Annotated in this window: 22 protein-coding genes; 15 read left to right on the top strand and 7 right to left on the bottom strand. The window is 40.2% G+C overall.

The window, feature by feature from the left end; translation table 11 throughout:
• The first annotated feature begins 421 nt into the window (after window positions 1-421).
• From FTU16_RS00690 to FTU16_RS00675, 4 genes are all read left to right on the top strand, one after another.
• Window positions 422-1435 carry a GTP-binding protein gene (locus FTU16_RS00690; protein WP_180162482.1) on the top strand — a complete coding sequence of 338 codons (1014 nt, stop codon included), beginning with the start codon at window positions 422-424 and terminating at the stop codon, window positions 1433-1435.
• Between the two features lie 65 nt (window positions 1436-1500).
• A complete protein-coding gene (locus FTU16_RS00685; protein WP_180162481.1) occupies window positions 1501-2031 on the top strand; it encodes a YaeQ family protein in 531 nt (176 codons plus the stop codon).
• A 506-nt stretch (window positions 2032-2537) separates the two neighbouring features.
• A complete protein-coding gene (locus FTU16_RS00680) occupies window positions 2538-2876 on the top strand; it encodes an FKBP-type peptidyl-prolyl cis-trans isomerase (protein WP_078191421.1) in 339 nt (112 codons plus the stop codon).
• 187 nt (window positions 2877-3063) lie between these two features.
• On the top strand, window positions 3064-4860 hold the full coding sequence (locus tag FTU16_RS00675) for a diguanylate cyclase domain-containing protein (protein WP_180113857.1): 1797 nt from the start codon (window positions 3064-3066) through the stop codon (window positions 4858-4860).
• Window positions 4861-5005: 145 nt separating this feature from the next.
• Here the strand turns inward: FTU16_RS00675 and FTU16_RS00670 are convergent, their stop codons facing one another.
• The gene (locus FTU16_RS00670; RefSeq protein ID WP_180113775.1) at window positions 5006-5452 is read right to left on the bottom strand and encodes a GNAT family N-acetyltransferase; all 447 of its coding nucleotides are present in this window, start codon (window positions 5450-5452) and stop codon (window positions 5006-5008) included.
• 436 nt (window positions 5453-5888) lie between these two features.
• Here FTU16_RS00670 and FTU16_RS00665 point away from each other — a divergent pair, with 436 nt between their 5' ends.
• On the top strand, window positions 5889-6377 hold the full coding sequence (locus tag FTU16_RS00665) for a hypothetical protein (RefSeq protein WP_180162480.1): 489 nt from the start codon (window positions 5889-5891) through the stop codon (window positions 6375-6377).
• Here FTU16_RS00665 and FTU16_RS00660 read toward each other — a convergent pair.
• From FTU16_RS00660 to FTU16_RS00650, 3 genes are read right to left on the bottom strand one after another with little or no spacing between them, the layout of a single operon-like run.
• Window positions 6359-6922 (bottom strand): TetR/AcrR family transcriptional regulator, encoded by a 564-nt coding sequence (locus tag FTU16_RS00660; RefSeq protein WP_180162479.1) that lies wholly within the window; start codon window positions 6920-6922, stop codon window positions 6359-6361. The genes FTU16_RS00665 and FTU16_RS00660 overlap by 19 nt on opposite strands.
• A gap of 50 nt (window positions 6923-6972) precedes the next feature.
• On the bottom strand, window positions 6973-7863 hold the full coding sequence (locus FTU16_RS00655; RefSeq protein ID WP_180162478.1) for an alpha/beta fold hydrolase: 891 nt from the start codon (window positions 7861-7863) through the stop codon (window positions 6973-6975).
• 54 nt (window positions 7864-7917) lie between these two features.
• A complete protein-coding gene (locus FTU16_RS00650) occupies window positions 7918-8703 on the bottom strand; it encodes a crotonase/enoyl-CoA hydratase family protein (protein ID WP_180162477.1) in 786 nt (261 codons plus the stop codon).
• A 222-nt stretch (window positions 8704-8925) separates the two neighbouring features.
• Between FTU16_RS00650 and pnuC the strand changes: the two genes are divergently transcribed.
• The 4 genes from pnuC (at window position 8926) to FTU16_RS00630 (ending at window position 11146) form a co-directional block, all read left to right on the top strand.
• Entirely contained in the window at window positions 8926-9516 is a 591-nt protein-coding gene (gene pnuC, locus FTU16_RS00645) for a nicotinamide riboside transporter PnuC (RefSeq protein WP_078192228.1), read from the top strand.
• 263 nt (window positions 9517-9779) lie between these two features.
• On the top strand, window positions 9780-10079 hold the full coding sequence (locus tag FTU16_RS00640) for a hypothetical protein (RefSeq protein WP_180023193.1): 300 nt from the start codon (window positions 9780-9782) through the stop codon (window positions 10077-10079).
• A 109-nt stretch (window positions 10080-10188) separates the two neighbouring features.
• The gene (locus tag FTU16_RS00635) at window positions 10189-10482 is read left to right on the top strand and encodes a hypothetical protein (protein ID WP_180162476.1); all 294 of its coding nucleotides are present in this window, start codon (window positions 10189-10191) and stop codon (window positions 10480-10482) included.
• Between the two features lie 166 nt (window positions 10483-10648).
• Complete coding sequence (locus FTU16_RS00630; RefSeq protein WP_180109767.1) at window positions 10649-11146, top strand: DUF2505 family protein; 498 nt, start codon at window positions 10649-10651, stop codon at window positions 11144-11146.
• A 51-nt stretch (window positions 11147-11197) separates the two neighbouring features.
• Here FTU16_RS00630 and FTU16_RS00625 read toward each other — a convergent pair whose 3' ends face one another.
• Window positions 11198-12478: an MFS transporter gene (locus FTU16_RS00625; protein ID WP_180007554.1), complete on the bottom strand. Its 1281-nt coding sequence runs from the start codon at window positions 12476-12478 to the stop codon at window positions 11198-11200.
• A gap of 378 nt (window positions 12479-12856) precedes the next feature.
• On the opposite strand from FTU16_RS00625, the gene def reads away from it, so the two are divergent.
• The 6 genes from def (at window position 12857) to FTU16_RS00595 (ending at window position 18287) form a co-directional block, all read left to right on the top strand.
• Entirely contained in the window at window positions 12857-13339 is a 483-nt protein-coding gene (def, locus tag FTU16_RS00620; protein WP_180162475.1) for a peptide deformylase, read from the top strand.
• A 188-nt stretch (window positions 13340-13527) separates the two neighbouring features.
• Window positions 13528-14739, top strand: coding sequence for a GGDEF domain-containing protein (locus FTU16_RS00615; RefSeq protein WP_180162474.1), 1212 nt, complete (start codon window positions 13528-13530; stop codon window positions 14737-14739).
• A gap of 18 nt (window positions 14740-14757) precedes the next feature.
• Entirely contained in the window at window positions 14758-15210 is a 453-nt protein-coding gene (locus FTU16_RS00610) for a hypothetical protein (RefSeq protein ID WP_180162473.1), read from the top strand.
• A 64-nt stretch (window positions 15211-15274) separates the two neighbouring features.
• Entirely contained in the window at window positions 15275-16552 is a 1278-nt protein-coding gene (locus FTU16_RS00605) for a glutaminase (RefSeq protein WP_180162472.1), read from the top strand.
• Window positions 16553-16642: 90 nt separating this feature from the next.
• On the top strand, window positions 16643-17683 hold the full coding sequence (locus FTU16_RS00600; RefSeq protein WP_180162471.1) for a molecular chaperone DnaJ: 1041 nt from the start codon (window positions 16643-16645) through the stop codon (window positions 17681-17683).
• A gap of 229 nt (window positions 17684-17912) precedes the next feature.
• Window positions 17913-18287, top strand: a complete 375-nt coding sequence (locus FTU16_RS00595; protein ID WP_180162470.1) for an endonuclease domain-containing protein — start codon at window positions 17913-17915, stop codon at window positions 18285-18287.
• A 94-nt stretch (window positions 18288-18381) separates the two neighbouring features.
• Here FTU16_RS00595 and FTU16_RS00590 read toward each other — a convergent pair whose 3' ends face one another.
• Both FTU16_RS00590 and FTU16_RS00585 read right to left on the bottom strand, forming a co-directional pair.
• Window positions 18382-19860, bottom strand: coding sequence for an SIR2 family protein (locus tag FTU16_RS00590; protein ID WP_180162469.1), 1479 nt, complete (start codon window positions 19858-19860; stop codon window positions 18382-18384).
• Between the two features lie 66 nt (window positions 19861-19926).
• Window positions 19927-22821 (bottom strand): valine--tRNA ligase, encoded by a 2895-nt coding sequence (locus FTU16_RS00585; protein ID WP_180162468.1) that lies wholly within the window; start codon window positions 22819-22821, stop codon window positions 19927-19929.
• Window positions 22822-23003: the final 182 nt, after the last annotated feature.

Here is a 23003-nt window from a genome sequence, read left to right as displayed (position 1 = left end):
CATCCTGTGTTTTAAATGTAAAAAAATATCGGAATCTTCATTTAACTTTGCAAGAAAAAATGACCAAATCGACTTCATGATTCATTCATTGTTTACATGATGATTACATCGATGTCGTAAATAAGCAGAATCCAGAAATTTCACTAAAATCCAAATGTAAGGATTCTTTTCGAGATAACCATTTTTTAAAATATAAGAGTTAACTTTGCCAATAAAGTGTGACTAGATATGTCATGCATTCATGCAAATGGAATAAACAGGCTCTTAATAGCCAGATTATCATTCAATGCCTCGGATACTAGGCTGATCTATGCTTTAGGAAAATGAAGACAGAGAAATGAAGACTTGGCTTGCAGCATTTTTTTGAAATCATTATGGTAAAGGCCATCAATCATTGGCTATTTATTTGAGTGAATCACTTTTGAAATTAGTTTCTACCCACGGTGCGATTCCTGTTCATATTATTTCTGGCTTTTTAGGTGCGGGTAAAACCACAGTTTTACAGCAGTTATTGAAGCAAAAGCCAGCGGGTGAAACTTGGGCCGTACTGATGAACGAGTTTGGACAAATCGGGGTCGATCAACAGATGTTGTCGCAAGATCAAGGTTTTGCGGTGAAGGAATTATTGGGTGGTTGTCTATGTTGTAGCAGCCAACTGCCGATGCAAATTGCGTTGTCACGGTTATTGTCAGAGGTGAAACCCGACCGACTGTTTATTGAACCGACAGGTTTGGGACATCCTGGGCAACTTTTGGAGCAATTGACCGAGCCACATTGGCATCCGCATTTAGCCATGCGGGCATTGGTGACCGTGGTTGATGGCTCACGCTTACATGATCAAGAGTGGACTTCGCAAAATCTGTATGCCGATCAACTCAAAGTGGCACAAATCGTGGTGGTGTCTCATGTCGATTGTATGAGTGATGCCGATCAAGCTGGTTTGGAACGACTCAAACAAACGTATTTACCGTATCAGCAGCAATGGATCAATGTCGTCAAAGGTGATTTAAAATTGGCAAATATTGATCTCGCCTATGTGGGAAGTCCTCGTAAAATTCAGCCTTTATTGGCGATACAAAAGCAAACGTTGGTCGATGTGCCCACAGAAATTAAACAGTTGCCTTATCATTATGTTGAATCCGCTCAGGGCTATAGTGTCGCAGGTTGGAAACTCCCAAAACGATGGACCTTCGACTTTTTTGAGCTGTTAGATTTACTCTGTGAGCAGCAAGATTGGCTACGGATCAAAGGTATTTTTCAGACAGACCAAGGGTGGAAAACCTTTAACTTTAATCCTGATCAGTTTAATTATCAGTCGAGCGAGGAAAGTATCGATAATCGTGTCGAAATTATTTACCAAACTGAACGTGAATGGCTCGAATTTGAAGATCGCTTAATGCAGTGTCGTATCGATGCCGATAAAGCTGAGAAATAAGTAAATCAATGCAGCAAAAGCTTGCTAAATCTTATATGCTAGGCGCCAAATTTGAGGACTTTACTATGGCGCTAAAAGCTACAATTTATAAAGCAGATTTGAACATTGCCAATATGGATGTACACCAATATGGTGATTATCAATTGACGATGGCTTTGCATCCTTCTGAAACGATTGAACGTTTGATGGTACGTGTCTTGGCATATGCACGCTATGCAGATGAAGCCTTAGAATTTACCAAAGATCTTTTCGAAACAGACGAACCAGCGCTGTGGGAAAAAGATTTAACAGGTCAATTGGTGAAATGGATTGAAGTCGGTTGCCCTGACGAAGATAAAGTCAAAAAAGCCAGCGCACGTTGCCCACACGTTGCTGTGATTACCTATGGTTCTTCAGTAGACGAATGGTATAAACGCAACAGCAAACTGAAAACCCTGAAGAATGTTGAAATTTGGCAATTATCTGAAGCGAGTACGGCTGCCATTCAAGAGTTATGCGAACGGACCATGTCTTTACAATTAAATGTGATGGACGGCGAATGGACTTTGATTGGTGATAAAGCTCAATCGTTGATTGAATGGACACAATTGCAATAAGCGCATGATTTTATTTAACTTTTTATGATGGGTGCGAGTTTAGGCTTGCATCCTTGTCGCTATAACTATTTTTTCAGCTAATACGATTCTGTTAATTTAACTGTCGATTTAAAACTCAGTTGACCTAAAACCAAAATAAAAATTTAATTCGGGAAATTTTCTAGCCCCCCATTTATGTAATGCCTATGGATGAATCCTCTTTATTAGCTATGTAAATAGCGTTGTTCTTACCGCATAAACGTCTTCATTCAATGAACGTTCAAACTTTTAGAGCGCTTTAAATTTTTTATTCGTTTCTTCCCAATGCATCTTAGTGATAACGGAATACTCCTAAATGTTTCAAGACATGTGAGCTTTACTAGTAAATGTTTATTTGCATGCTGATCTAAATATTTGAGTTCTCAATTTTGAGTCGTTATGTTCTAGCGCTTTCAAGGCCATCATGTTCAGACTGATTTTGTTTATAATAGGGCTTTATTTTGATTGCGGCATTTGAGGTTGAGAGCATGAGCACGGAATTAGAAATTATTGACTTAGTGGTAGGCGAAGGTAAAGAAGCGGTTAAAGGCGCTTTGATTACAACGCACTATACAGGCTGGTTAGAAGACGGTACTAAATTTGATTCATCACTGGATCGTGGTAATTATTTTGAAACAGTGATTGGTACAGGCCGTGTAATTAAAGGATGGGATCAGGGCATCATGGGGATGAAAGTCGGTGGTAAACGTAAGTTAATCGTGCCATCACATTTGGCTTATGGTGAGCGTAAAATGGGTAATGTAATTCCTGCCAATTCAAATCTTATTTTTGAGATTGAATTGTATGACGTAAAAACTCGCGATTAATAGATCAATAGTTTTAGATCAATGACATGGACGTTATTGATCAATTGGATAAAATAGATGTTGTTATTTTTGTCTTTTACCGTAGATTAGAATAATTACTCGAGTATAAACGCAGGAATCAAAGCCATTGTATTTACAGTTGCCTTGCACCAGATTGTTCTGGGTTCTTACCTTTATTATTTTTACATTGGCACTCACTGTATCGACTGCTCAAGCACAGTATGAAACTGCTCCTAAATCGTTTTATTTAAAACATCAAAACGAAGTTAACCAAATCTACTTCACGGAAGACACCAGTAGCCTCTTACAAGGCAAATGGTTGTTTTATCCAAATCAATTTTTAACGTCTCCGAGTTCGGTTCTAGTCGGTCAAACGGTCTATCTGCCTGCATCATTTAAAGACATCACAGGGGACAGTAAAGGTTTTGGGACATTTACTGGACATTTCCAAATCCCTAAACAATTTATTGGTCGACGTATCGCGGTATTGATTCCAAATCAGTACGGTGCGTATCGGGTATTTTTAAATGGTGATGTGATCGTTCGTTTGGGCGAGGTGGGGCGTACTGAAGCAGAACAAAAAACGGAGAATGCACCGCGAATTGCCTATTTTGTGGCACAAGATGAATATTTCACTTTAACCATTCAGGCTTCAAGTTTTAACAGTATGCATGGCGGGTTTGAAAACCCAATGCGTATTGGTATCGCCAAGACAGTAAACCGCCAATTCCAACAACAAATGATGAGTATTGGGATGGTGTCGGGCGCCGTCTTGGGTGTGGGACTATTTACGATCCTATTTTCTGTTTTCCGAGGTTTACGCGGTCGCAATAGCCGAAGTAACTTGGTGTTTGGCTTATTTATTGTCTTTTTAGCACTCCATAATTTATTTTCAGCACCTTATGCCTATACCACTTTTACCGATATCAATTGGTTGTGGGGCACGCGATTAGAATACTTATTTACCTATTTGGCATCGATTTTCTTTTTAAGTTATATCCACTTGCTCAGTCGTCGCTATTTATTTACCTTAAATTATCAGATCGCGATTTTGCTGTTGTCGTTGAATATTTCAGTGACTTTTGTTTCGACGCCTGAAATTTTTCAACCTTTGGCAACTTACAGTTTTGCCTATGTGATCGTTGTTCTAAGTAATTTTGCTTATGGTTTTTACCTAACACTGAAAAAGAAAGAACCGTATTCAAAATTAAATTTAATCGCGGTTATTTTCCTGTGCATTACCTTTTTAAACGACTTTTTGCTGATGATGAATTTGATTGATTCAGTCAATTTATCGTTCATTTCAACCAGTTTGTATGCCTTGTTGATCATGTTTCAGCAATCGCACCATTATGCACAGCAGTCGATGCATACGGAACAGTTGAATAATAGTTTGCTTGAGCTAAACAGTTCACTCGATCAGAAAGTCAAAGAGCGCACCTTACAGCTCCATGAGCTGAATAAAAAATTAGAGCTACAAATTCGTATTGATGCCTTAACGGGGGCATTCAACCGCCGTGCACTGAATGCTGAAATTCAACGCTTATATTCGGAGGTCCGTTTTCATAGTCACCGAACATTGGTCTTTGCGATGTTAGATGTCGATTATTTTAAAAATTATAATGACCACTATGGACATCTTAAAGGCGATGAGGTGTTACAGCAGATCGTGAAAACCATGCAAAACACCCTGCCAAGTTCAGCCTATGTAGCTCGCTACGGTGGAGAAGAGTTTGCCATATTGATGCATGATGTTCCGTATGCGATTGCCCAAGAGCAATTACAATTGGTACTCGAAGCCATGCGTGATGAACAGCTTGAACATGTTAATCGGGGTGATGACAAAAATTATGTCACACTGAGTTTGGGCATGGCATGGATGGATAAGCAAAATGACTTCGAAAGTATCGAAGCTTTAATGAAGCATGCAGACTATTATTTATATATGGCCAAACAGGCAGGACGCGATCAACTTAAGCCTTGATACCATGAATTGTATAGGTTTAAAAACTCTGAGGTGATATCGCTAGTATTCTTTGCCAATCCTTATTTAGATTCATTTATCTTTAAATTCATCTATACAATCATCTTATTTGAAAATCTGTCCCTCTACGAACTTTATCTCTCTACTAGCAGAGTTGTTTGACTAATTTAAGAGGTACATCAGCAGGCTCAAAATCTTGATGTGCGACAAAGCCATATTTTTGGTAAAAGGCGAGTGCAGTATGGGTACTTTCTAGACTGATCTCGGTAATATTTTTTTTCCGGACACAGTGAATCATGTTTAACAATAACGCCTTACCAATACCTTGGTACTGGCGCTCAGGGCAGATATAGTTCAGTAAAATTTGTCCCTGATCACTGACTAAAATAAAGCCGACCACTCGATTGTCACTGATGTAGACCCAGCTGTCGTTATAAAGCATCCACATTAAAATATTCGATTGATTTGCCTCCTCAAGCCAAGTTTGAATCACACTTTCATTACGTTGATGGTCCTGGATACATGAACGAATGCTGTTGTGAATCACGTGAATAATTTCGGGTATGTCCTGGATTTGTGCTTCGCGTATCATAATTTTTTCTTTTTATAAAAAAACTCCAACAGCCTGCCATTTCAGAAGATATCGCCCTGTGCTTAAAGAGGCTTATTGTTGCGTTTTATGTTTTTTTGCTGCCATTGCGCCGTTGGGTTGGGTTTTTATTTCAAAATTGTTGCAAAATTTACAAATGTATATTTATAAATTAATCATTAAATATGGATAAATAACCACGTAAATGCATCTAACTATACTGTTTTTAAAGTAATAATAGATCTTTTAGAAATGTATACATACTCAATGATTTCAGCATGTGTAATAGTTTGAAATAAATTAGCAAAGAAAATAGGCCAAATTTCAGCTTTAAAATAATTTTGTATGAATTTTAAACGTTATTGTGCGTTATATTAGTCCATAAAAATATTCGATGATTCAAGATGTGCATGCGCGTCATCGGCAGTAGGTTGTTATTATGGTTAATTTTCTCATTGTGATATGTATTCTGATCGCGTTGTCTGCAGCGGGCATTGTGGTCAAAAAAATCCTAAAAACAGAAAAATATCGTCAAAAATATACGCGCTACCAAGCACCAGAAAAATCGAACAGTATCTCTTTGGCATCGAATGATGATGCTATACGCCAAGTCGATCAGGTCATTGAAGTTGATGAATATGAACAGCAACTTTTTGATGATATTGCGGAAATTTTCTTTCAACAACAATACAAATTAGATTCGCTACAGGCGGCCGAACAGTTACAAGAAGTTTTTTTACGTCGCATGCCAGTCAATTGTAAAACTCAAATTCGCCAATTAGATCTGAATGAATGGTCGATTTATTGGAGTTTTTACAATCAATCGCTCGAGTATTATTTAGGTCGATACGGTGAGTTTTATACACATGTCGACCGTTTTGGCGAAGAACATAAAATTGAATATCGCTATCAAGACTCCGCAAGTTGAAGCAAAATGCGATCTTGGACTAAATCGAGATAACTCAAATCATCGCTCATTCGAGCCATTAAAATTGCGCCTTCATAATCCGCCAAGCTGACTTTGGCAAGTTGAGCGGCGTGTTCGATGGTCATGCATCGCTTAAAAAACACTTCAAAGGCGAGTTGCCACTCCTGAAAGATGGACTGTAATTTTGCAAAAATCTCGGTAGGCAAATGTTGACGTTCCATACTTAATATCCCGACTAAACAACCTAATCCACCTTGGCTAAAAAACTGGATGGCCTGTTGATGGATGTGCGAGAAAGCCTGTTGAGGGGATTTAGTAGTTTGCTGTAATTGCTGAAAAATACTGTGTTGTAACTTTATATGCGTCAGGTTTAAAATTTCCATCAGTAAAGCGTCTTTATTCGGATAGTCATAATAAAACGCAGCTTTTGAGAGTCCACAGGCTTTAGCCAATTTCCCCATGCTACAGCCCATATAACCATAGCGTTTAAAGGCGTGTGCTGACTGTAGTAATAGATGTTCTGAGGTATTTTTCCGTGGACGCATGTATCTCTCTATCCGAATAAATCAATGTGATGTGTATGGAGTAAATTGCTCTAGGCAACTAACAGTTCGTCAAACCGTCCGATCACTTCCTGCCATAAGAGTTCAGCACCTTTGCGGAAATATCCCATATGACCAATCTGTTTTAGACCATAATCTTGCGCTTCAATATTGATATAGTGCATTGATGCTTGCGCATAATGTTGCATAAAAGCATGTCGTGAATTGAGTAATGCCCAGTCATCATCGAGCGCAGCGACCGCATAAATCGACGTTTGAACTGCAGCATATTGTTGAGATAGCTCACTCAGCTCAGGGTCGGCAAAGAAATAGGTTGGGTTTTTACACCAACGGCGCCATTGTTTATAGACATCGACAGGAAGGTCAGCGCCCATATTGAGTTTGCTCCAAGGCAAATACCCTTTGATGGCAACCATCGGCGGAAAAACGATATTCCACATCACATGAACCTTCATTTTTTCTTTAAAGGGCATATAGCCATGCCAACCTGCGCCAGTGCCAAAACAATACATGGCACGTATCTGATCGTGATTTGAGGTGAGGCCTAATGCTTGACCGCCATAGGAGTGTCCCACTAGAAAAGTTTCCTGACCGTGTTGTTGCATATAAGCTATGGCACCAGAAAGGTCATAACGTCCCCAGTCGAGGTAGGACATCTTAAAGCCTTTAAGTTTTGACGGTGCAGAACGTCCTATACCACGATAATCAAAAGTCAGTACTTGATAACCGAGTCCTGCGGCATACTCGGCAAAACGACGGTAAAATTGTTGAGGTACACCTGTCGCACTTGAAATAATAATATTGGCCTTAGCGGCAGTATTAGGCCGATATTCAACGCCAGAAAGCGTATAACCATCGGTTGCTGGGAAACTCACGGGTGTACTATGTATTTCTTGCGTTGCTTGTTCTAAATCCGTTGACATAATTTTTCTCTGGATGGGCAGGACGGAAAGGGTTTATTCGGTTTATCAATAGGCTTATTTGCCCTGAAAATTGGCTGCGCGACGTTGTAGCATGGCCATCACGCCTTCTTGTACATCTTGTGTTTTTAGTAATGGTTGTAAGTGCTGATCCAATTGAGCAAATGCAGCATCGGTCCCCAAATGTACACCTTGTTGTGCTGCAGCGAGTGTTGCCTGAACCGCCAGTGGTGCAGCCTGTGCAATTTGTTCTGCAAGTTCAATGGCACGAGATAAGGGCGCTTGGTCGGTGATTTCAGTCACCAAGTTCATGTCATATGCCGTTTGCGCATTGAAACGTTCACCTGTGAGTAAATAGCGCATGGCTTTATTCCAACCCGCTGCTTGCACAAAGCGAACTGTTGCACCACCAAAAGGAAGAATGCCACGTTGCACTTCCATTTGAGCAAACTCCGTCTGACGCTGTGCGATCACGACATCGGCATTCAGCATGAGTTCAATACCCGCTGTAAAACAGAACCCTTGTACCGCGACCACAACTGGTTTTTTTCGTTGTCGTGAGTTGGTTCCCCACGGATTAATTTGCTGATCAGGAAAATTAAACAGCCCGCTGCCAAGTTTGGGTTGTAGTTCGACCAGATCTAGACCCGCAGTAAAATGATCGCCATGAGCAAAAATCACCGCACAGCGTAAATTTGGATCATCTTCATATTCAGTGAGCGCCAGTGAAAGGTCATGAATTAAATAACTGTCAAATGCATTCCGTTTATCTGCACGGTCCAAACCGATCAAATAAAGATGACCACGAATTTCTCGACTTACACGACCTTGTTGTTCTGACATTTGGATGATTCCTTCTGATTATTCTTTAGGCATACCTAAGTTTTTAAACGATTGTTAGAAAACTGTCAAAACTGATGCGTTCAAAACATCAAAATCATCGTCTGGTGGATGAGTGTTTTGATTTAAAATTTACAGAGTTGATATGAAATAGTGCAGGATATAGCTTGCCTTTGGGCTGATTTTTTCCATAATAGCTGCAGCTTTTTTAAGGCCCAATCAACCATGTCGAACTTAGAAATATTTGCAGTTATTATTAGCTTAATCGGGGTGAGTTTAACCATTAAGCGAAATATGTGGTGTTGGTGGTTTAACTTTGCAGCTTTTTTGCTGTATGCCTACTTGTTTTATACCTACAAACTTTATGGCGAAACCATTTTGCAGTTTTTCTTTGTAGTGGTGAACTTCTACGGTTTTTATCACTGGTTGAAGGGCAAACAACAAGACCACGACATTCGTATTGAACCGATTGCGACCAAACTCGTGATCTTTCAAATGCTCTTAGCAGCGGTGGGTGGTTTGATTTTTGGTTTAAGTTTGCACTATTTTACCGATGCAGCCGTGCCAATTTTGGATGCACAATTGGCCGCGTTTAGCTTACTCGCAACGTATTGGACCAGTCGGAAACATATTGCTACTTGGGTGCTTTGGGTATTTGTCGATATTATCTATGTGGGTATGTTTATATACAAAGACCTGTATCTCACTGCGGCGTTGTATGCAGGTTTTGTGGGCTTGGCGGCATTTGGTTGGTGGCAATGGACACAAGTCAAAAATAAACAGCAGCAACAGGCGATGAAAGCTTTATCCATTTAGCCCACAGATGTTTTTTTCATTCCCAATTTGACAATTTATAAAAATATATTTACTTTGTAACCATAAAGGGCATTTCATAATCGGGCTTCACCCCGATGAGAAGTGCCTTTTTTATGCCTTAAGAAATGTGGCTGTGTTCATTTGAGTCTAAGACATGTCATAAAATCCTCTGTGAATTTATAAGCAAAATTGGGTGTCTGCGAAGCTTGATTTTAATAGCCGATGATCCGATCCCGATGAATAAGTAAAGAGCGTGCAGAGTCATGATTATCGACTTTCAACTTGAGCAGCAACTGCGTTTTGACCGACAAGCTACGGTTCTACTGCAGCAAAAGGCGAGCTTTTTTCAGTTTGAGCAAATAGCAGATGTGTATAACGCTGAATGGCTCAAGGCATTTCCACAAGGGACGCAATGTAGCATCAGCGGTTTGGATGATGGTGCAGATGAATACGGCATCCAAATCAGTTATAAACACCAAAGCATCTTGATCGATTATTCACAACCGATCAAATTGGTACACCGTGATCGGGATGGTGTAGTGCATAGCATGCTGTTAAATTAACAACTTAAATTAAACTGAGATTTATAAAAGCAGTACCACAAAGATTTGTTATAGAAATATAAAAATAAGCGCAAGAAGAAATGAAAAGATATGGGAAGCTATTAAAGCAATGACGCAACTTGATCCCAAAGATTCAACATTTGAAATTTTTAATCAGCTATGTTTTGAACTGTTTCATCATTATGGCTCGCACTGCAAGTCTTTTGAACCTAGCGCTTTAATACATGCAAAACCAATGCAACAGCTTCCTGAACAAGCCAGCTTTGATATTTTTAGCCTCGACTTTGGTCATTGGTGCGCAAAGTTGTCCTATGCAGGGATGTATTTAAAAATTGATGCGGGCTGGGAATTTCAGCTCGAGTTGAAAAATCAGCATGGGCAAATCTTTCAAAAAAGCCTTTAGGGCAGAGTCCCTCTGAGTTGCAGTATGGCAATTCTGTTTTTCTAGCTTGGTTTCAGGTCAATGACAGCCACAGCGCTTTCCGATTTAATCCAAAGCACAGTTTTAGCAACTGTAGACTGGGCGAAATAAAACAATAAAACCAATATTGACCTGAAGGATTACGAGAATGGCACATCAATTTACCGTCAATGCCACAATTCATGGCGTTTCACTTGAAGATTTTAAACGACTAGCCGCAGATATCAGCTTGCATGAAGCGGTGTGCAAACGCATACCGGGTGAAAATCTAGAAATTTTAGAATCAAAAAAAACAGGTGATATGTATACCTTAAAACGTGCCTATAACTTGGATGTAAATATTCCAGATATTGCCAAGAAGTTTTTAAAAGATGCGTTTCGTCTGAAACGTACGGATATTAGTAATTTGGCGGCATTAACCTCTGACGTCAAACTAGATCCGAACCTACCGCTCGAAGCCAGTTGTAAACGAAGTGTCAGTGGTGATGCAACACAAGTGAGTTTCAATTTGGACTGGACGGTGAAAGTCAAAGTTCCACTGCTTGGTGGATTACTTGAAAAACATGCAGAAGGTGAAATTCGTCGTTTTAGTCAGCTTGAGATTGAAATTGTAGAAGATGAATTGCGTAAAAATTTAAAAGCCTGAATTGATTTGAAAGCAAGTTAAAAAAAGCGGTCATTGACCGCTTTTTTATTTTTAGTGCGAAGTTTTTTCAAAACGTTGACGATAGAGCATCGCAGTAAAGAAGGTCACCAAACAGACGCTCCATATATAATACATGGCGCCAATGTTGCTGTATAAACTCAACCATTGAACCAATGGCAAGGTGATACCACCCGCGATGGCATAAGCCAAATTGTATGAAAATGAAATGCCCGAGAAACGAATCTGTGCAGGGAACATTTTCACCATACTATAAGACACCATACCAACCGTGCCTGATGCCAAACCGAGCAGCATATAGAGCGCAAACACGGTCGATGCTGCCACATGGCCCAAGCTGTTATAGAACACTCCCGCAATTATCGCAACAAGGAGGGAACCGAATAGCATCACTTTACCCGCACCGAAGCGATCTGCCAAAAGACCTGCCAAGATACAACCGACCATTTGCATCACAATAGCGGCACTTTGCATTTTAAAGGCATCGGCACGTTCAAAACCAAAGGCGCCCGTGAGTAAATTTGGCATCGCTAAAATCAGCACAACAACGCAGCCAGTTAAGAACCATGTAAACAGCATACCAATCACAACGCCTGTTTTGTGCTGTTGCAGTACTTGTTTCACTGGAAGCTCTTTAGCCAATTGTTTCTTTTCTTGCATGGCTTTAAATACAGGCGTTTCTTTTAAATAACTGCGGAGATAGAGCGCAACAAAGCCAAAGATCCCGCCTAAAATAAATGGAATCCGCCATGCCCAATCATGGATTTCTGACTCTGTAAATTGTAATGAAATAAACAAAGACATCAGTGCGCCCAACAAGATACCCAAAGATAAGCCGGCAGTGAGTAAGCCATTGGCGATACCAATTTTTTGCTCAGGTACATGCTCTGAAACAAAAGTCCATGCAGCAGGGATTTCACCACCAATCGCGATGCCTTGAATCACACGCATCAGTAGGAGCAAAAGTGGTGCTGCATAACCAATACTTTCAAAAGTCGGCATCACACCAATCATCAGTGTAGGCAGAGCCATGAGTAAAATAGACAAACTAAACAAACGCTTACGACCAATCAAATCGCCAAAATGCGCCATTACGACACCACCCAATGGGCGGAAAAAATATCCTGCTGCAAAAATACCGTAGGTATTCAACATCGCCCAAAATGGACTGAGGCCAGTGGGGAAAAACAGTTCCGAAATAATTTTGGCGTAAAACACATAAATGACAAAGTCATAAAACTCAAGTGCGCCACCGAGGGATGACAGTCCGAGGGTACGTTTATCTTGACGAGTCAGGCGTGGCTGAGCTTCCATGCAAATATTTTCCAGCAGCAAATAGCATTTGACGATTTTAGTGATTCAATTTTTTATTGAATAATCAAACTTTGTTGCCTTATTAAAAACTTATAGTTATGAAAATATTATTAATTAAGAACAAAATAATATAGATAAAGTCGCATTAACTTAAAGAATGATTGGTAATAGATAATGGCGTACCTTGATGTATAAATGATAAATATCAATGGTATAGGGTAGTATGATCTACTATTTTACTTTGTGCTCTATATAAACCACAAAAGATTCAAAGCCATAGCACGCTGTTGTTTTATACTCAGAACCGATAATAATGCATATTGCATGGTTGTTTTTTTAAAGTGATTTCAGCCCGCTAGACTTAAAAAGGATAAAAACATGAGTAATGTTGCTGCTGTTGCACAGCGTGGTGAAGCGATTTTGACGCTCACTGCCGCAGAGGTACAAGCATCTGAAATAGGTTCTGCATGGTTAACTGCACTAAGTGAAACACTGCATGCCACTATGCTTGAGGGTCAAGGCGTAGGCATTGCCGCGCCGCAAATTTATGTTTCAAAGCGGGTGATTATCGTGGCTTCACGTGCAAATTTACGCTATCCCGATGCGCCTGAAATGGAGGCGATCGTGATGGTCAATCCAGTGATTACATCTCGATCTACGACCACGGTTTTGGGTGAAGAAGGCTGCTTAAGTGTGCTGAATGCACGAGGACAAGTCCCGAGAGCCGAGCAAATTCACGTGCGATATTTGACCCTTCAAGGTGAAGTCAAAGAGAAAACCCTGAATGGCTTTCCCGCACGGATCGTGCAACATGAGGTCGATCATCTGAACGGGATCTTATTCACCGAGCGTTTAGAATAATAAACCATGCTATTTAAAATATAAAAATGACCAATTGAGCTAAAAAATAGCGGAAAAGTAATTTGAATAGTGGTGCAAGTGAAGTTTAAAGGCTTCAAATGTTGCACTTATAACTGTGAAAATAGGCATTCTTTTTGAAGTTAAAACCTTGTATAACTAGCGAAATAATAAAATAAAAAAGTAGATTAATGGGGAAAAACTGGGGCAATGCTGTCTGTACGAACTGGGGCGTACAATGGCGTAAGTTGAAGCATCTTTTATTTGAATCCGACTATCTCATCATCAATTGGTCTGACTATGATAAAGGGCGTTTACTCCTCATCTTTGGCATGCTGAGTCAAGTTAGCGTGTTGAAGTGGTGCATCATGAATTTTTATTATTCGACCAATCGGATTTGGTTTAATCCGAGTGAACTCAAGTTCAGGATCATCGTCGCTTGTATAGTCCTACTCAGTTATGGCGTATTGGCAGTACTCAGTCTTTATTTCAAAAAATATTTAAATTTTAGACTGTTTTTTAGCTATTTTGCGCCCGTCCTATTTGGGATCGGCATGATCTATGGTGGCTATATGATCGGGATCTATAGTCCTGCCACCATGGCGGGAACAGTCAATTTGTTGATGGTCGGTTTAGTTTTTTATCGTCCTGCAATTATGCTCAGTATTACATTTCCGATCACACTGTTTATTGGCTACATTTGCTATCAAACCTCGATTGACCGTCTAGAATATGCACCAATTTTCAGCCCAGCATTAAAACAGAGTGAGTTTTACGACAATGCCTTTTGGCTGATGAGTATGGCGGAGTTGTATTTACCCATATTGTTCGTCAGTGCGGTATTTTTTCAGATTTTGCTTTTACAGTGGCGACACCGTGAACAAAAGATGGAAGTCCTCAGCCGTGTCGATGGGCTGACCAATGTGTTTAACCGACGTTATGTTAGTCATGAACTTGATACACTCAGCAAACAGACACGGCCTGAATTTGCAGTGGTTTTGCTTGATCTCGACCATTTTAAATTGATCAATGACCAATATGGACATGATGCAGGAGATGCCGTTTTACAACGTGTTGCTCAAATTTTAAATGACAATACCCGTGTGCAAGATGTGGTTGGACGTTATGGCGGCGAAGAATTCATTTTAATTTTAAAAAATCAGAGTTTAGAGCATGCGATGGATGTAGCTGAGCGCTGTCGATTGGTCATTTCTGAAGCTGAAACCATGATAGCCAACCATCAAATGCTGAAGATTAGTGCAAGTTTCGGTGTGGCAACTGCGACTGAGGGGACACCGTCTGCTATGGTCACGCGTATGGCCGATCAAGCGCTGTATATGGCAAAGCAACAAGGTCGTAACCAAGTGCGTAGCTTTCGTGAGTTAAACTTGGCAGAAGATTAAATAATTTAAACGATAGTTATGCAGCAATTACAATTTCAGCTCAGATTAGAGCAGCTCGACTTTCAGACCGAGCAACGGAATATTCATTTTGATCATGGCTTAGTGGCTTTGGTACAAAAATGTGTCCGACATCAGCGCTTCGATGCTTTAGCGATTGAATATTTGATCTATGAAATTGAAGAAATTTTAGAACGATTACAGCTTGATTATCAGACGCAGCGCTATGCTCAGTCGAATGATGAGATGCTGCATCTATTGGCGCAGACCTTTTTTGAACATGCGCACCGCATTGACCGACAAAGCTTAGAACATGGCTTTAATGAAATGATTGAACATACTGAATATTATCAAAATCTATTTGGTGAACAGGCAATCATTCAACTCAGTTATTTCGTTTTTATTCGAGAAATGATGCACCATTTAAACCTACAGCACATACAAGTTTTAGCTCAGAATGCGTCTTCACCATAAGGACTTATACAGATGCAGCTCAATTTGTTATAAATAAACAAGCACACAACAAAAAATAGCCCTTATGAAAACGCCTGTTCCAGATTATTTACAGCATGTCCTCAATGCCTGCGATGCCAATCAGCACGGAGCTTTGGCAGATTATATTCCTGAGTTAGCTAACGCCAATCCGAATAAACTGGCTTTGGCACTGTCTACCGTAGACGGCACGATTTATTCCACGGGTGATGACGAAGTCGAGTTCACCATTCAGTCGATGTCTAAACCTTTTGCTTATGCTTTAGCGATTCGTCATCTTGGCTTAGACAGCGTTTTACAAAAGGTCGGTGTCGAGCCATCGGGAGAGGCGTTTAATCAAATTGCGCTCGATCCACAAAGCAATACCCCGAAAAACCCGATGATCAATTCGGGGGCAATCACCACACATTCACTTTTACCGCATGACGAGTACAGCACTCGAGCTGAAAAACTCCGTGAATTTTTAAGTGAACTGGCAGGGCGTGAGCTGAGTTTTGATGAAACTGTTTACCAGTCTGAAGTGAAGACGGCTTTTCGAAATTTGTCGATCGGTTACATGCTGCGCACAGTCGGTGTACTTGAGGAAGACCCTGAAAATGTGGTGAACGGCTATATTCGTCAGTGTGCAATATTAGTGACGGTTAAAGATTTGGCAAAAATGGCCAGTGTGCTTGCCAATGGTGGTGTGCAAGCAGCCACAGGTAAACGGTTGCTGTCACGTTCGGTGGTGCGCCAAGTGTTGAGTGTGATGATGACTTGCGGCATGTATGATGCTGCGGGTGATTGGCTGACAACAGTCGGTATTCCTGCCAAAAGCGGTGTGGCCGGTGGCATCATGGGAGCTTTACCGGGGCAGGTTGGGCTGGCGGTCTTTAGTCCGAAACTGGATACACATGGGAATAGTGTTCGGGGCGTCGAAATATTTGAACGACTGTCTAAGGACATGGGGCTACATGTGATGGAGGGAACACCTTCAGCGCAAACGATCGTCCAAAGTCGCTATACCTGCGGCCTTGATCATTCGGTGGTGGTGTATGAACTGCGCGGCGTATTGCAATTTACTGAGTCGGAAATGTTGCTGCGGATCTTAGAGGATGAACCTGTTGCGAAGAACCATATCGTTTTAGACCTGACCAATATTTCTTTGATACACAATGTTGGTGTTCGAATGCTCTTTGAAGGCGTCGATCGTTTAATTGCAGATGGTCATCGCGTGGCAGTGATCGACTCAGAGCATCTCTTGGAACAAAGTCGAAGTCATGCAGGACATGAGGTGGTTGTTCGAGAAGAGTTGGGTCAATATTTACAACGGTTTGAGCGTTAATGGACCAAAAGCCATTGTTGATTCATATAACTTGCTCATAAGTTTAGTGCTTAGATCTGCTATAATTTTCTTTTTGCGTTAAATTTGCTTATGTCTTTTGAGCTAAAAGTCAGTCTACTCCCGAGTGCTGAAGCTTTATCCCCACAGCATAAAAAGCTGAACAAACTGATTGAGCAAATTGAACAGCAAAAACAAGACTTAGCGCTTTGGCAAAATGCCAAAAGTGAAATCCAGAGTTATATCCAACTGAAACTTGTGCCGATCTATCGTGATTTGCATGCGGTGTACTACCGCCAGCTTGCACAGCTTTGGTTGCACATACAGCAAGAAGACTTTGCCAAAGCAGATTTAGCACAGCTGGATGCAAAGCTTACGAAACTGTCTAAGCAGCTTAAAATATCTAATTACTTAAATACTGCCGAACTTGAAAAGGTTGCAGAGGTGGATGCCTTTTATCAGCAGCATCATGCACATAATCAAAAGCTGAATAAAAAAGTCAAGTTGGCCCAAACTGAACAGAGCAAAGTAGAAGGTCAAGTTGATATAGAACAAGAAACAGAAGAAGAATACGAGTCTTATGAAGCGTGGGATAGCGAACAATATCAACGTGAGAAAGAAGATCATCAGCGTAAACGCTTAGCGCAAAAACGTGAACAAGCTGAAAAGTTAGTGAATCAATCACTGAAAACCGTGTATTTAAAAATCACTGCCATGATTCATCCAGACCGTGAACCTGATGAAACGAAAAAAGCGGAAAAAACTGAGTTGCTGCAAGTGGTGAACCAAGCCCACGAAGCTCAGGATTTATTTTATTTACTAAAGCTGCAATTACAGCTTGAGACCAATAAAGGCAAAAGCCCTAAGGCCTTAACGGATGAACATTTAAAGTTTTATAAAATGGCGCTAGAAGCGCAAAGCCAACGCTTAGCCAGTCAAATAGATGACATCACGGATAGCTTTCATTGGAGTGAAAAGGCGAAGCCGAAAAATATGCAGGTGAAAGATGTGTTTAAGGTGATTGATGGTGATGTTTCAGTGTTGAAAGAACAAGTGAAGTGGGAAAAAGAACGCTTGAAATATATGGAGAAGGTGAAAGGGTTGGAGGTATTGTTGGAGAATGGGGTGCTTTGATACTTTTTTCATTAAAAGCACGTTTCCCTCACCCCCTTGCGAAGCAATGCTTCTCATCCCAAAGTGAGAGGGAGCTGCATCTAATTAAATACCGTCAATCGGCTTAATAATGAATATTCCCTCTCCTGAGTAAGTTTTAAAGCACTGCTTTAAATCGAAGCGCAAGTGAGGGCTAGGGAGAGGTAATAAAATTTGATAATCTAAATAAAATAATAAAAAGTAAAATGCAATGAACAATAAACTCGACCCCCAACTTTTAATATTCGCCAAATCCATGCGCCACACTGCCACCGATGCAGAAAACTTTATGTGGCAACTCCTACGTGCCAAGCGATTTATGAATATTAAATTTCGGCGTCACCATGTGATCAAACCTTATATTGTGGATTTTTACTGTCATGAAATTGGTTTGGTCATTGAATTAGATGGTAGTCAGCATGGATTGGATGATGGACAAGAATATGATGCTGAACGGACGAAGTTTTTAGGGGCTTTAGGTTTAAAAGTTGTGCGTTATTGGAATCATGATGTGTTGGGTGGGATGGAGGTGGTGTTGGAGGATTTGTGGCAGAGTTGTACTGAATTAAAAAATACCTCTCCCTAACCCTCTCCTACAAGGAGAGGGAATTCCATGGTGGAAGTGAATCAAGTATTAAATCAAATGACGCTCCCTCTCCCTATGGGAGAGGGTAATAAATTTAGTGTAATAACATTTCTAAAATTTCAGGAATATCAGAGTATTCTTCGTACCAGATAATATTAACCCCAAGATCTTTAAAAATAGCCTCTTGTAGTTGATGGTGGCTTTGTAAAAAATTTCTAGCTAAATTAACTTCTTCATCAGTCGAAATACTGTTAATTAAAGAGCCTTCTTTTACCCTTTGAAGAATAGCATAGTGTTTACTTTCTACTGATGGATTAGAAACAATGTCTAAAAGACGCCGCAAATTAGGATCATCCATAGATAGTCCGATCATTAGGCAACTTTTTTCTCTAAGGTGGGTTAATTGAACTAAATTTGACCAATGATATGAATCTGAATACATCTTATGATATCCATCTTCGGAGAATACTATTTCATTTCCAACATAATCATCATAGTTATTAGGGTTTTCTGGAATAAATCCATGCACATGATAAACAGGTAGTTCTTTTATGCTATAAGTTTCCAATTCATTTGGTATTACATGATGATGTAAGTTGAGTTTTTTGAGTTTTTGTTCGATTAAGTCATCAAAATTATAAGTAATAATTGAGTCTACATGGGCTCTTAGTCTTGTAGGGATACATAATCGACCTATAACTTCTATAAGCTTTGAATTGTGATTTATTTGTTTTGTGTTATAGAGAATTTCATGAATAATATTTTTAAATTTATCAGAAGGTTCAGTATTTTTTGTAAATGATTTTTTCAAGTATCTAGCAGAAAGTAGTGCTGAATTAAAATGATTTTCCTTAAAATTATCTGAAATAGTGTTAATTGATTTCTGAGAAAATTTATTGTCAGCATTTTGGGTTTCGGAAAAATATTTTATTAACAGTGATGAGATTAATTGTTCCCAAGATGGCAATTTAGCATCACATGAAACACCTGCTCCTAACAATAAAGAAAAATTTCCGTCTTTATATTTAAGCTTTAATTGCTCGATTCGTTTTGACCGTTCATCTTTCCAATTTTGTTCATTATTTTTATTTGAGAATATTTCTTCAAATTTAATATTATATAAATTAGTTAGTAAGTTTTTTGAAAAATCAATATTTTCAAGAATTAGCTTACTTATAAATTCTTTTCCACAAATCTTGTATGGAAAATCTAGCTCCTTGTTTTTAAACAATCTACTTATATCATTTTCACTTAAGGTGGAAATCACAATCAAGCTCTTGGGTTCTGGGTGAAATTTTTCTTTTTGATTTAAAAATTTATCAAGGATTTTTCCAACCGCCAATGCTGAAGGAATAATCTTAATCTCAACTGCTGTTGGAGTCGGTAAGTCAGGAATGAATGTATTTTCTAAAATATAATCAAAAGGGAAAAATGGTGCTGAAAGCTGATGATATATGATTTTTTGTTTTTCAAAATGATGCTCAAGAAGCTTTTCTAAAAAGAAACTTAAGTCTCTATATGAGTTTTTACTATTGTGTGGATCAAAATTATTAAGAATATCGTCAAAGTTCATTTTATAAAAATAAAGGGCTGAATAATCAGCCCTTTATACTATGAATTAGATCAAATTAACAACACATTAAAGCGCTGCAATCTGCTCCATATTCGCTTTAATTTTCGCTAACTGATCAGCAAACTCAGCAAGTTTCGCTTTTTCACCTTCAACCACAGCAGCAGGTGCTTTCGCCACAAAACCTTCATTTGCAAGTTTAGTTGCAATTTGGTCATGCTGTTTTTGAACCTTGTCTAAGTCTTTTTGTAGACGACCCAATTCCGCTTTCGGGTCAATTAAGCCCTTCATTGGAACGAATACAGACACATGACCGACTACAGAAGAAGATGACAATGGTGGTTGTTCAGCATCAGCCAAGAAGGTAATGCTTTCAACTTTTGCCAATGCTTTGAACAACGGTTCAATACGTGCGATTTGCGCTTTTTCCGCATCAGTGGTGTTTTGCAGAAGAACAGGCAATAAGCGAGCATTACCTAGACCCATCTCACCACGGATGTTGCGTACCGCACCAATCAAACCTTGTAGCCATTGCATATCTGCTTCAGCTTGTTCGTTGATTTTCGCTTCATCTGCAACAGGGTACTGCGCCAACATAATGGTTTCGCCAGAAATGTTCAGTTTCGGCGCAAGTGTTTGCCAGATTTCTTCTGTTAGGTAAGGCATCAACGGGTGAGCCAAACGTAAAGACGCTTCCATTACAGCAAGTAGAACACGACGTACTTCAGCTTTACGCTCAACCGATACGTTTTCATCATTTAGAACAGGCTTAGTTAGCTCGACATACCAGTCACAGTATTCATTCCAAATGAACTCGTAAATCGCTTGTGCAGCCAAGTCTAAACGGTAAGTCGCGAATGCTGTTTGTACCGCTTGTTCCGCTTTTTGCAGACGGCTTACGATCCACTGTTCAGGCAATTCCCAAAGGTCTTGACGAACTTCCTGACCAATCACTTGCTCTTCGCAGTTCATCATCACGAAACGCGTTGCGTTCCAGATTTTGTTGGCAAAGTTACGGTAGCCTTCAACACGCTTCATATCGAACTTAATGTCACGGCCTGTGTTTGCAAGCGCACAGAAAGTGAAACGTACAGCATCCGTACCGTAAGATTGAATGCCTTCAGGGAATTCTTTACGGGTAGATTTTTCAATCTTCGCCGCTTGTTTCGGGTTCATCAAACCTGTCGTACGTTTTTGTACTAAAGTTTCAAGATCAACACCGTCAATCAAGTCTAATGGGTCAAGCACGTTGCCCTTAGATTTAGACATCTTCTGACCTTCGCTATCACGAACCAAACCGTGAACGTACACTGTTTTGAACGGAACTTGCGGTGTGCCATCTTCATTTTTCATAAAGTGCATGGTCATCATGATCATGCGGGCAACCCAGAAGAAGATGATGTCAAAGCCAGTTACAAGTACATCAGTCGGGTGGAAAGTGTTTAAGAAATAGTTTTCTTTATCTTTCGCCGCGTCGCCAGTCCAACCTAAAGTAGAGAATGTCCAAAGACCAGAAGAGAACCATGTATCAAGCACGTCTTCGTCTTGTTTCAATTCAACTTCAGGCGCAATGCCATTTTTCGCACGAACTTCAGCTTCGTCGCGACCGACAAATACGTTGCCTTCAGCATCGTACCAAGCAGGGATACGGTGACCCCACCACAATTGACGTGAAATACACCAGTCTTGAATGTTGTTCATCCACGCCATGTACATGTTGCTGTATTGCTCAGGTACAAATTTGATGTCGCCATCTTTAACCGCTTTAATTGCAGGCTCAGCAAGAGGAGCGATCTTCACATACCATTGGTCTGTTAGAAGTGGCTCAACGATCACGCCTGAACGGTCACCGCGAGGTGGCTTCAAGGTGTACGGTTGAATTTGATCTAACCAGCCTTCAGCTTCAGCTTGAGCAACCAATTTTTTACGTGCAGCAAAACGTTCTAAACCAATGTAGTCCGCAGGGGCAGGAATGGTTTTAGAAATTTGCTCGCCCGCTTTCGCGATGTATTCAAATTCAGCAAGAACTTCAGCATTTTTGTTGAAGATGTTGATGATTGGAAGTTCACAGCGTTTGCCCACTTCATAGTCATTGAAGTCGTGCGCAGGGGTGATTTTCACACAGCCTGTACCAAATTCTTTGTCTACATATTCGTCTTTAACGATTGGAACAGCACGGCCTGTAATTGGCAAGATAATGTTCTTGCCAACAAGCGCTGCATAGCGTTCATCATCAAGCGCAACCGCAACAGCTGTATCGCCAAGCAATGTTTCAGGACGAGTGGTCGCAACGACAATGTGATCTTTACCATCGTGGGTGCGGATTGATTTGTCTTCAAAGAAGTATTTGAAGTGCCACAGTGAACCTGCTTCTTCTTTATCAGACTCAACTTCTAAGTCAGAAAGGGCAGTTTGTAGTTTAGGGTCCCAGTTTACGAGGCGTTTACCACGGTAAATTAAGCCTTCTTCATGTAGCTTAACAAATACTTCTTTAACCGCGTTAGAAAGACCTTCGTCCATGGTGAAGCGTTCACGTGACCAGTCTACAGATGAGCCTAGACGACGAATTTGACGGGTAATGTTCCCGCCAGATTGTTCTTTCCATTCCCACACTTTTTCGATGAACTTTTCACGGCCAAGGTCGTGACGGCTAATGCCTTCTGCACCCAATTGACGTTCAACAACCATTTGCGTTGCGATACCTGCATGGTCGGTACCCGGCTGCCAAAGGGTATTTTTGCCAGACATGCGGTTATAACGAGTCAACGCATCCATAATGGCATTGTTAAAACCATGACCCATGTGCAAGCTACCAGTGACGTTTGGTGGCGGAATCATAATACAGAATGAATCACCTTTTTGAGATGGCTTGAAGTAGCCTCTCTCTTCCCAAGTCTTGTACCATTTTTTTTCGATCTCGGTCGGATCGTAGGTCGTAGCAATATTTTGCGCTGAATCAGTCATAGTCTAAACAGATCAAAAGTGGATAAAAAATTAGATCTATTGTAGCAAAAAAAATGGTGAATTAGGGATGTTGGGCGAATGTTAACTTTTAGGATTTGGCAGTAAATAAAAGAGTCCGTATGATAGGACCTAAGATAAGAAGTATCCATTGATCCCAAAACTAAGATAAAAGGAGCAATATC

Origin of the sequence: Acinetobacter sp. YH12069, assembly GCF_013419675.1 — a bacterium.
Classification (GTDB): domain Bacteria; phylum Pseudomonadota; class Gammaproteobacteria; order Pseudomonadales; family Moraxellaceae; genus Acinetobacter; species Acinetobacter amyesii.
Note: the sequence above shows the minus strand (reverse complement) of the source record. Positions and strands in the feature narration are given on the sequence as shown.

Excerpts from the sequence above, each read along its gene's own strand:
- FTU16_RS00660 (WP_180162479.1), bottom strand. The coding sequence starts at position 6,922 with ATGCGTCCACGGAAAAATACCTCAGAACATCTATTACTACAGTCAGCA.
- FTU16_RS00630 (WP_180109767.1), top strand. The coding sequence starts at position 10,649 with ATGGCACATCAATTTACCGTCAATGCCACAATTCATGGCGTTTCACTT.
- FTU16_RS00685 (WP_180162481.1), top strand. The coding sequence starts at position 1,501 with ATGGCGCTAAAAGCTACAATTTATAAAGCAGATTTGAACATTGCCAAT.
- FTU16_RS00615 (WP_180162474.1), top strand. The coding sequence starts at position 13,528 with ATGGGGAAAAACTGGGGCAATGCTGTCTGTACGAACTGGGGCGTACAA.
- pnuC (WP_078192228.1), top strand. The coding sequence starts at position 8,926 with ATGTCGAACTTAGAAATATTTGCAGTTATTATTAGCTTAATCGGGGTG.
- FTU16_RS00600 (WP_180162471.1), top strand. The coding sequence starts at position 16,643 with ATGTCTTTTGAGCTAAAAGTCAGTCTACTCCCGAGTGCTGAAGCTTTA.
- FTU16_RS00650 (WP_180162477.1), bottom strand. The coding sequence starts at position 8,703 with ATGTCAGAACAACAAGGTCGTGTAAGTCGAGAAATTCGTGGTCATCTT.
- FTU16_RS00585 (WP_180162468.1), bottom strand. The coding sequence starts at position 22,821 with ATGACTGATTCAGCGCAAAATATTGCTACGACCTACGATCCGACCGAG.
- FTU16_RS00590 (WP_180162469.1), bottom strand. The coding sequence starts at position 19,860 with ATGAACTTTGACGATATTCTTAATAATTTTGATCCACACAATAGTAAA.
- def (WP_180162475.1), top strand. The coding sequence starts at position 12,857 with ATGAGTAATGTTGCTGCTGTTGCACAGCGTGGTGAAGCGATTTTGACG.
- FTU16_RS00680 (WP_078191421.1), top strand. The coding sequence starts at position 2,538 with ATGAGCACGGAATTAGAAATTATTGACTTAGTGGTAGGCGAAGGTAAA.
- FTU16_RS00665 (WP_180162480.1), top strand. The coding sequence starts at position 5,889 with ATGGTTAATTTTCTCATTGTGATATGTATTCTGATCGCGTTGTCTGCA.
- FTU16_RS00595 (WP_180162470.1), top strand. The coding sequence starts at position 17,913 with ATGAACAATAAACTCGACCCCCAACTTTTAATATTCGCCAAATCCATG.
- FTU16_RS00640 (WP_180023193.1), top strand. The coding sequence starts at position 9,780 with ATGATTATCGACTTTCAACTTGAGCAGCAACTGCGTTTTGACCGACAA.
- FTU16_RS00635 (WP_180162476.1), top strand. The coding sequence starts at position 10,189 with ATGACGCAACTTGATCCCAAAGATTCAACATTTGAAATTTTTAATCAG.
- FTU16_RS00605 (WP_180162472.1), top strand. The coding sequence starts at position 15,275 with ATGAAAACGCCTGTTCCAGATTATTTACAGCATGTCCTCAATGCCTGC.
- FTU16_RS00625 (WP_180007554.1), bottom strand. The coding sequence starts at position 12,478 with ATGGAAGCTCAGCCACGCCTGACTCGTCAAGATAAACGTACCCTCGGA.
- FTU16_RS00610 (WP_180162473.1), top strand. The coding sequence starts at position 14,758 with ATGCAGCAATTACAATTTCAGCTCAGATTAGAGCAGCTCGACTTTCAG.
- FTU16_RS00655 (WP_180162478.1), bottom strand. The coding sequence starts at position 7,863 with ATGTCAACGGATTTAGAACAAGCAACGCAAGAAATACATAGTACACCC.
- FTU16_RS00670 (WP_180113775.1), bottom strand. The coding sequence starts at position 5,452 with ATGATACGCGAAGCACAAATCCAGGACATACCCGAAATTATTCACGTG.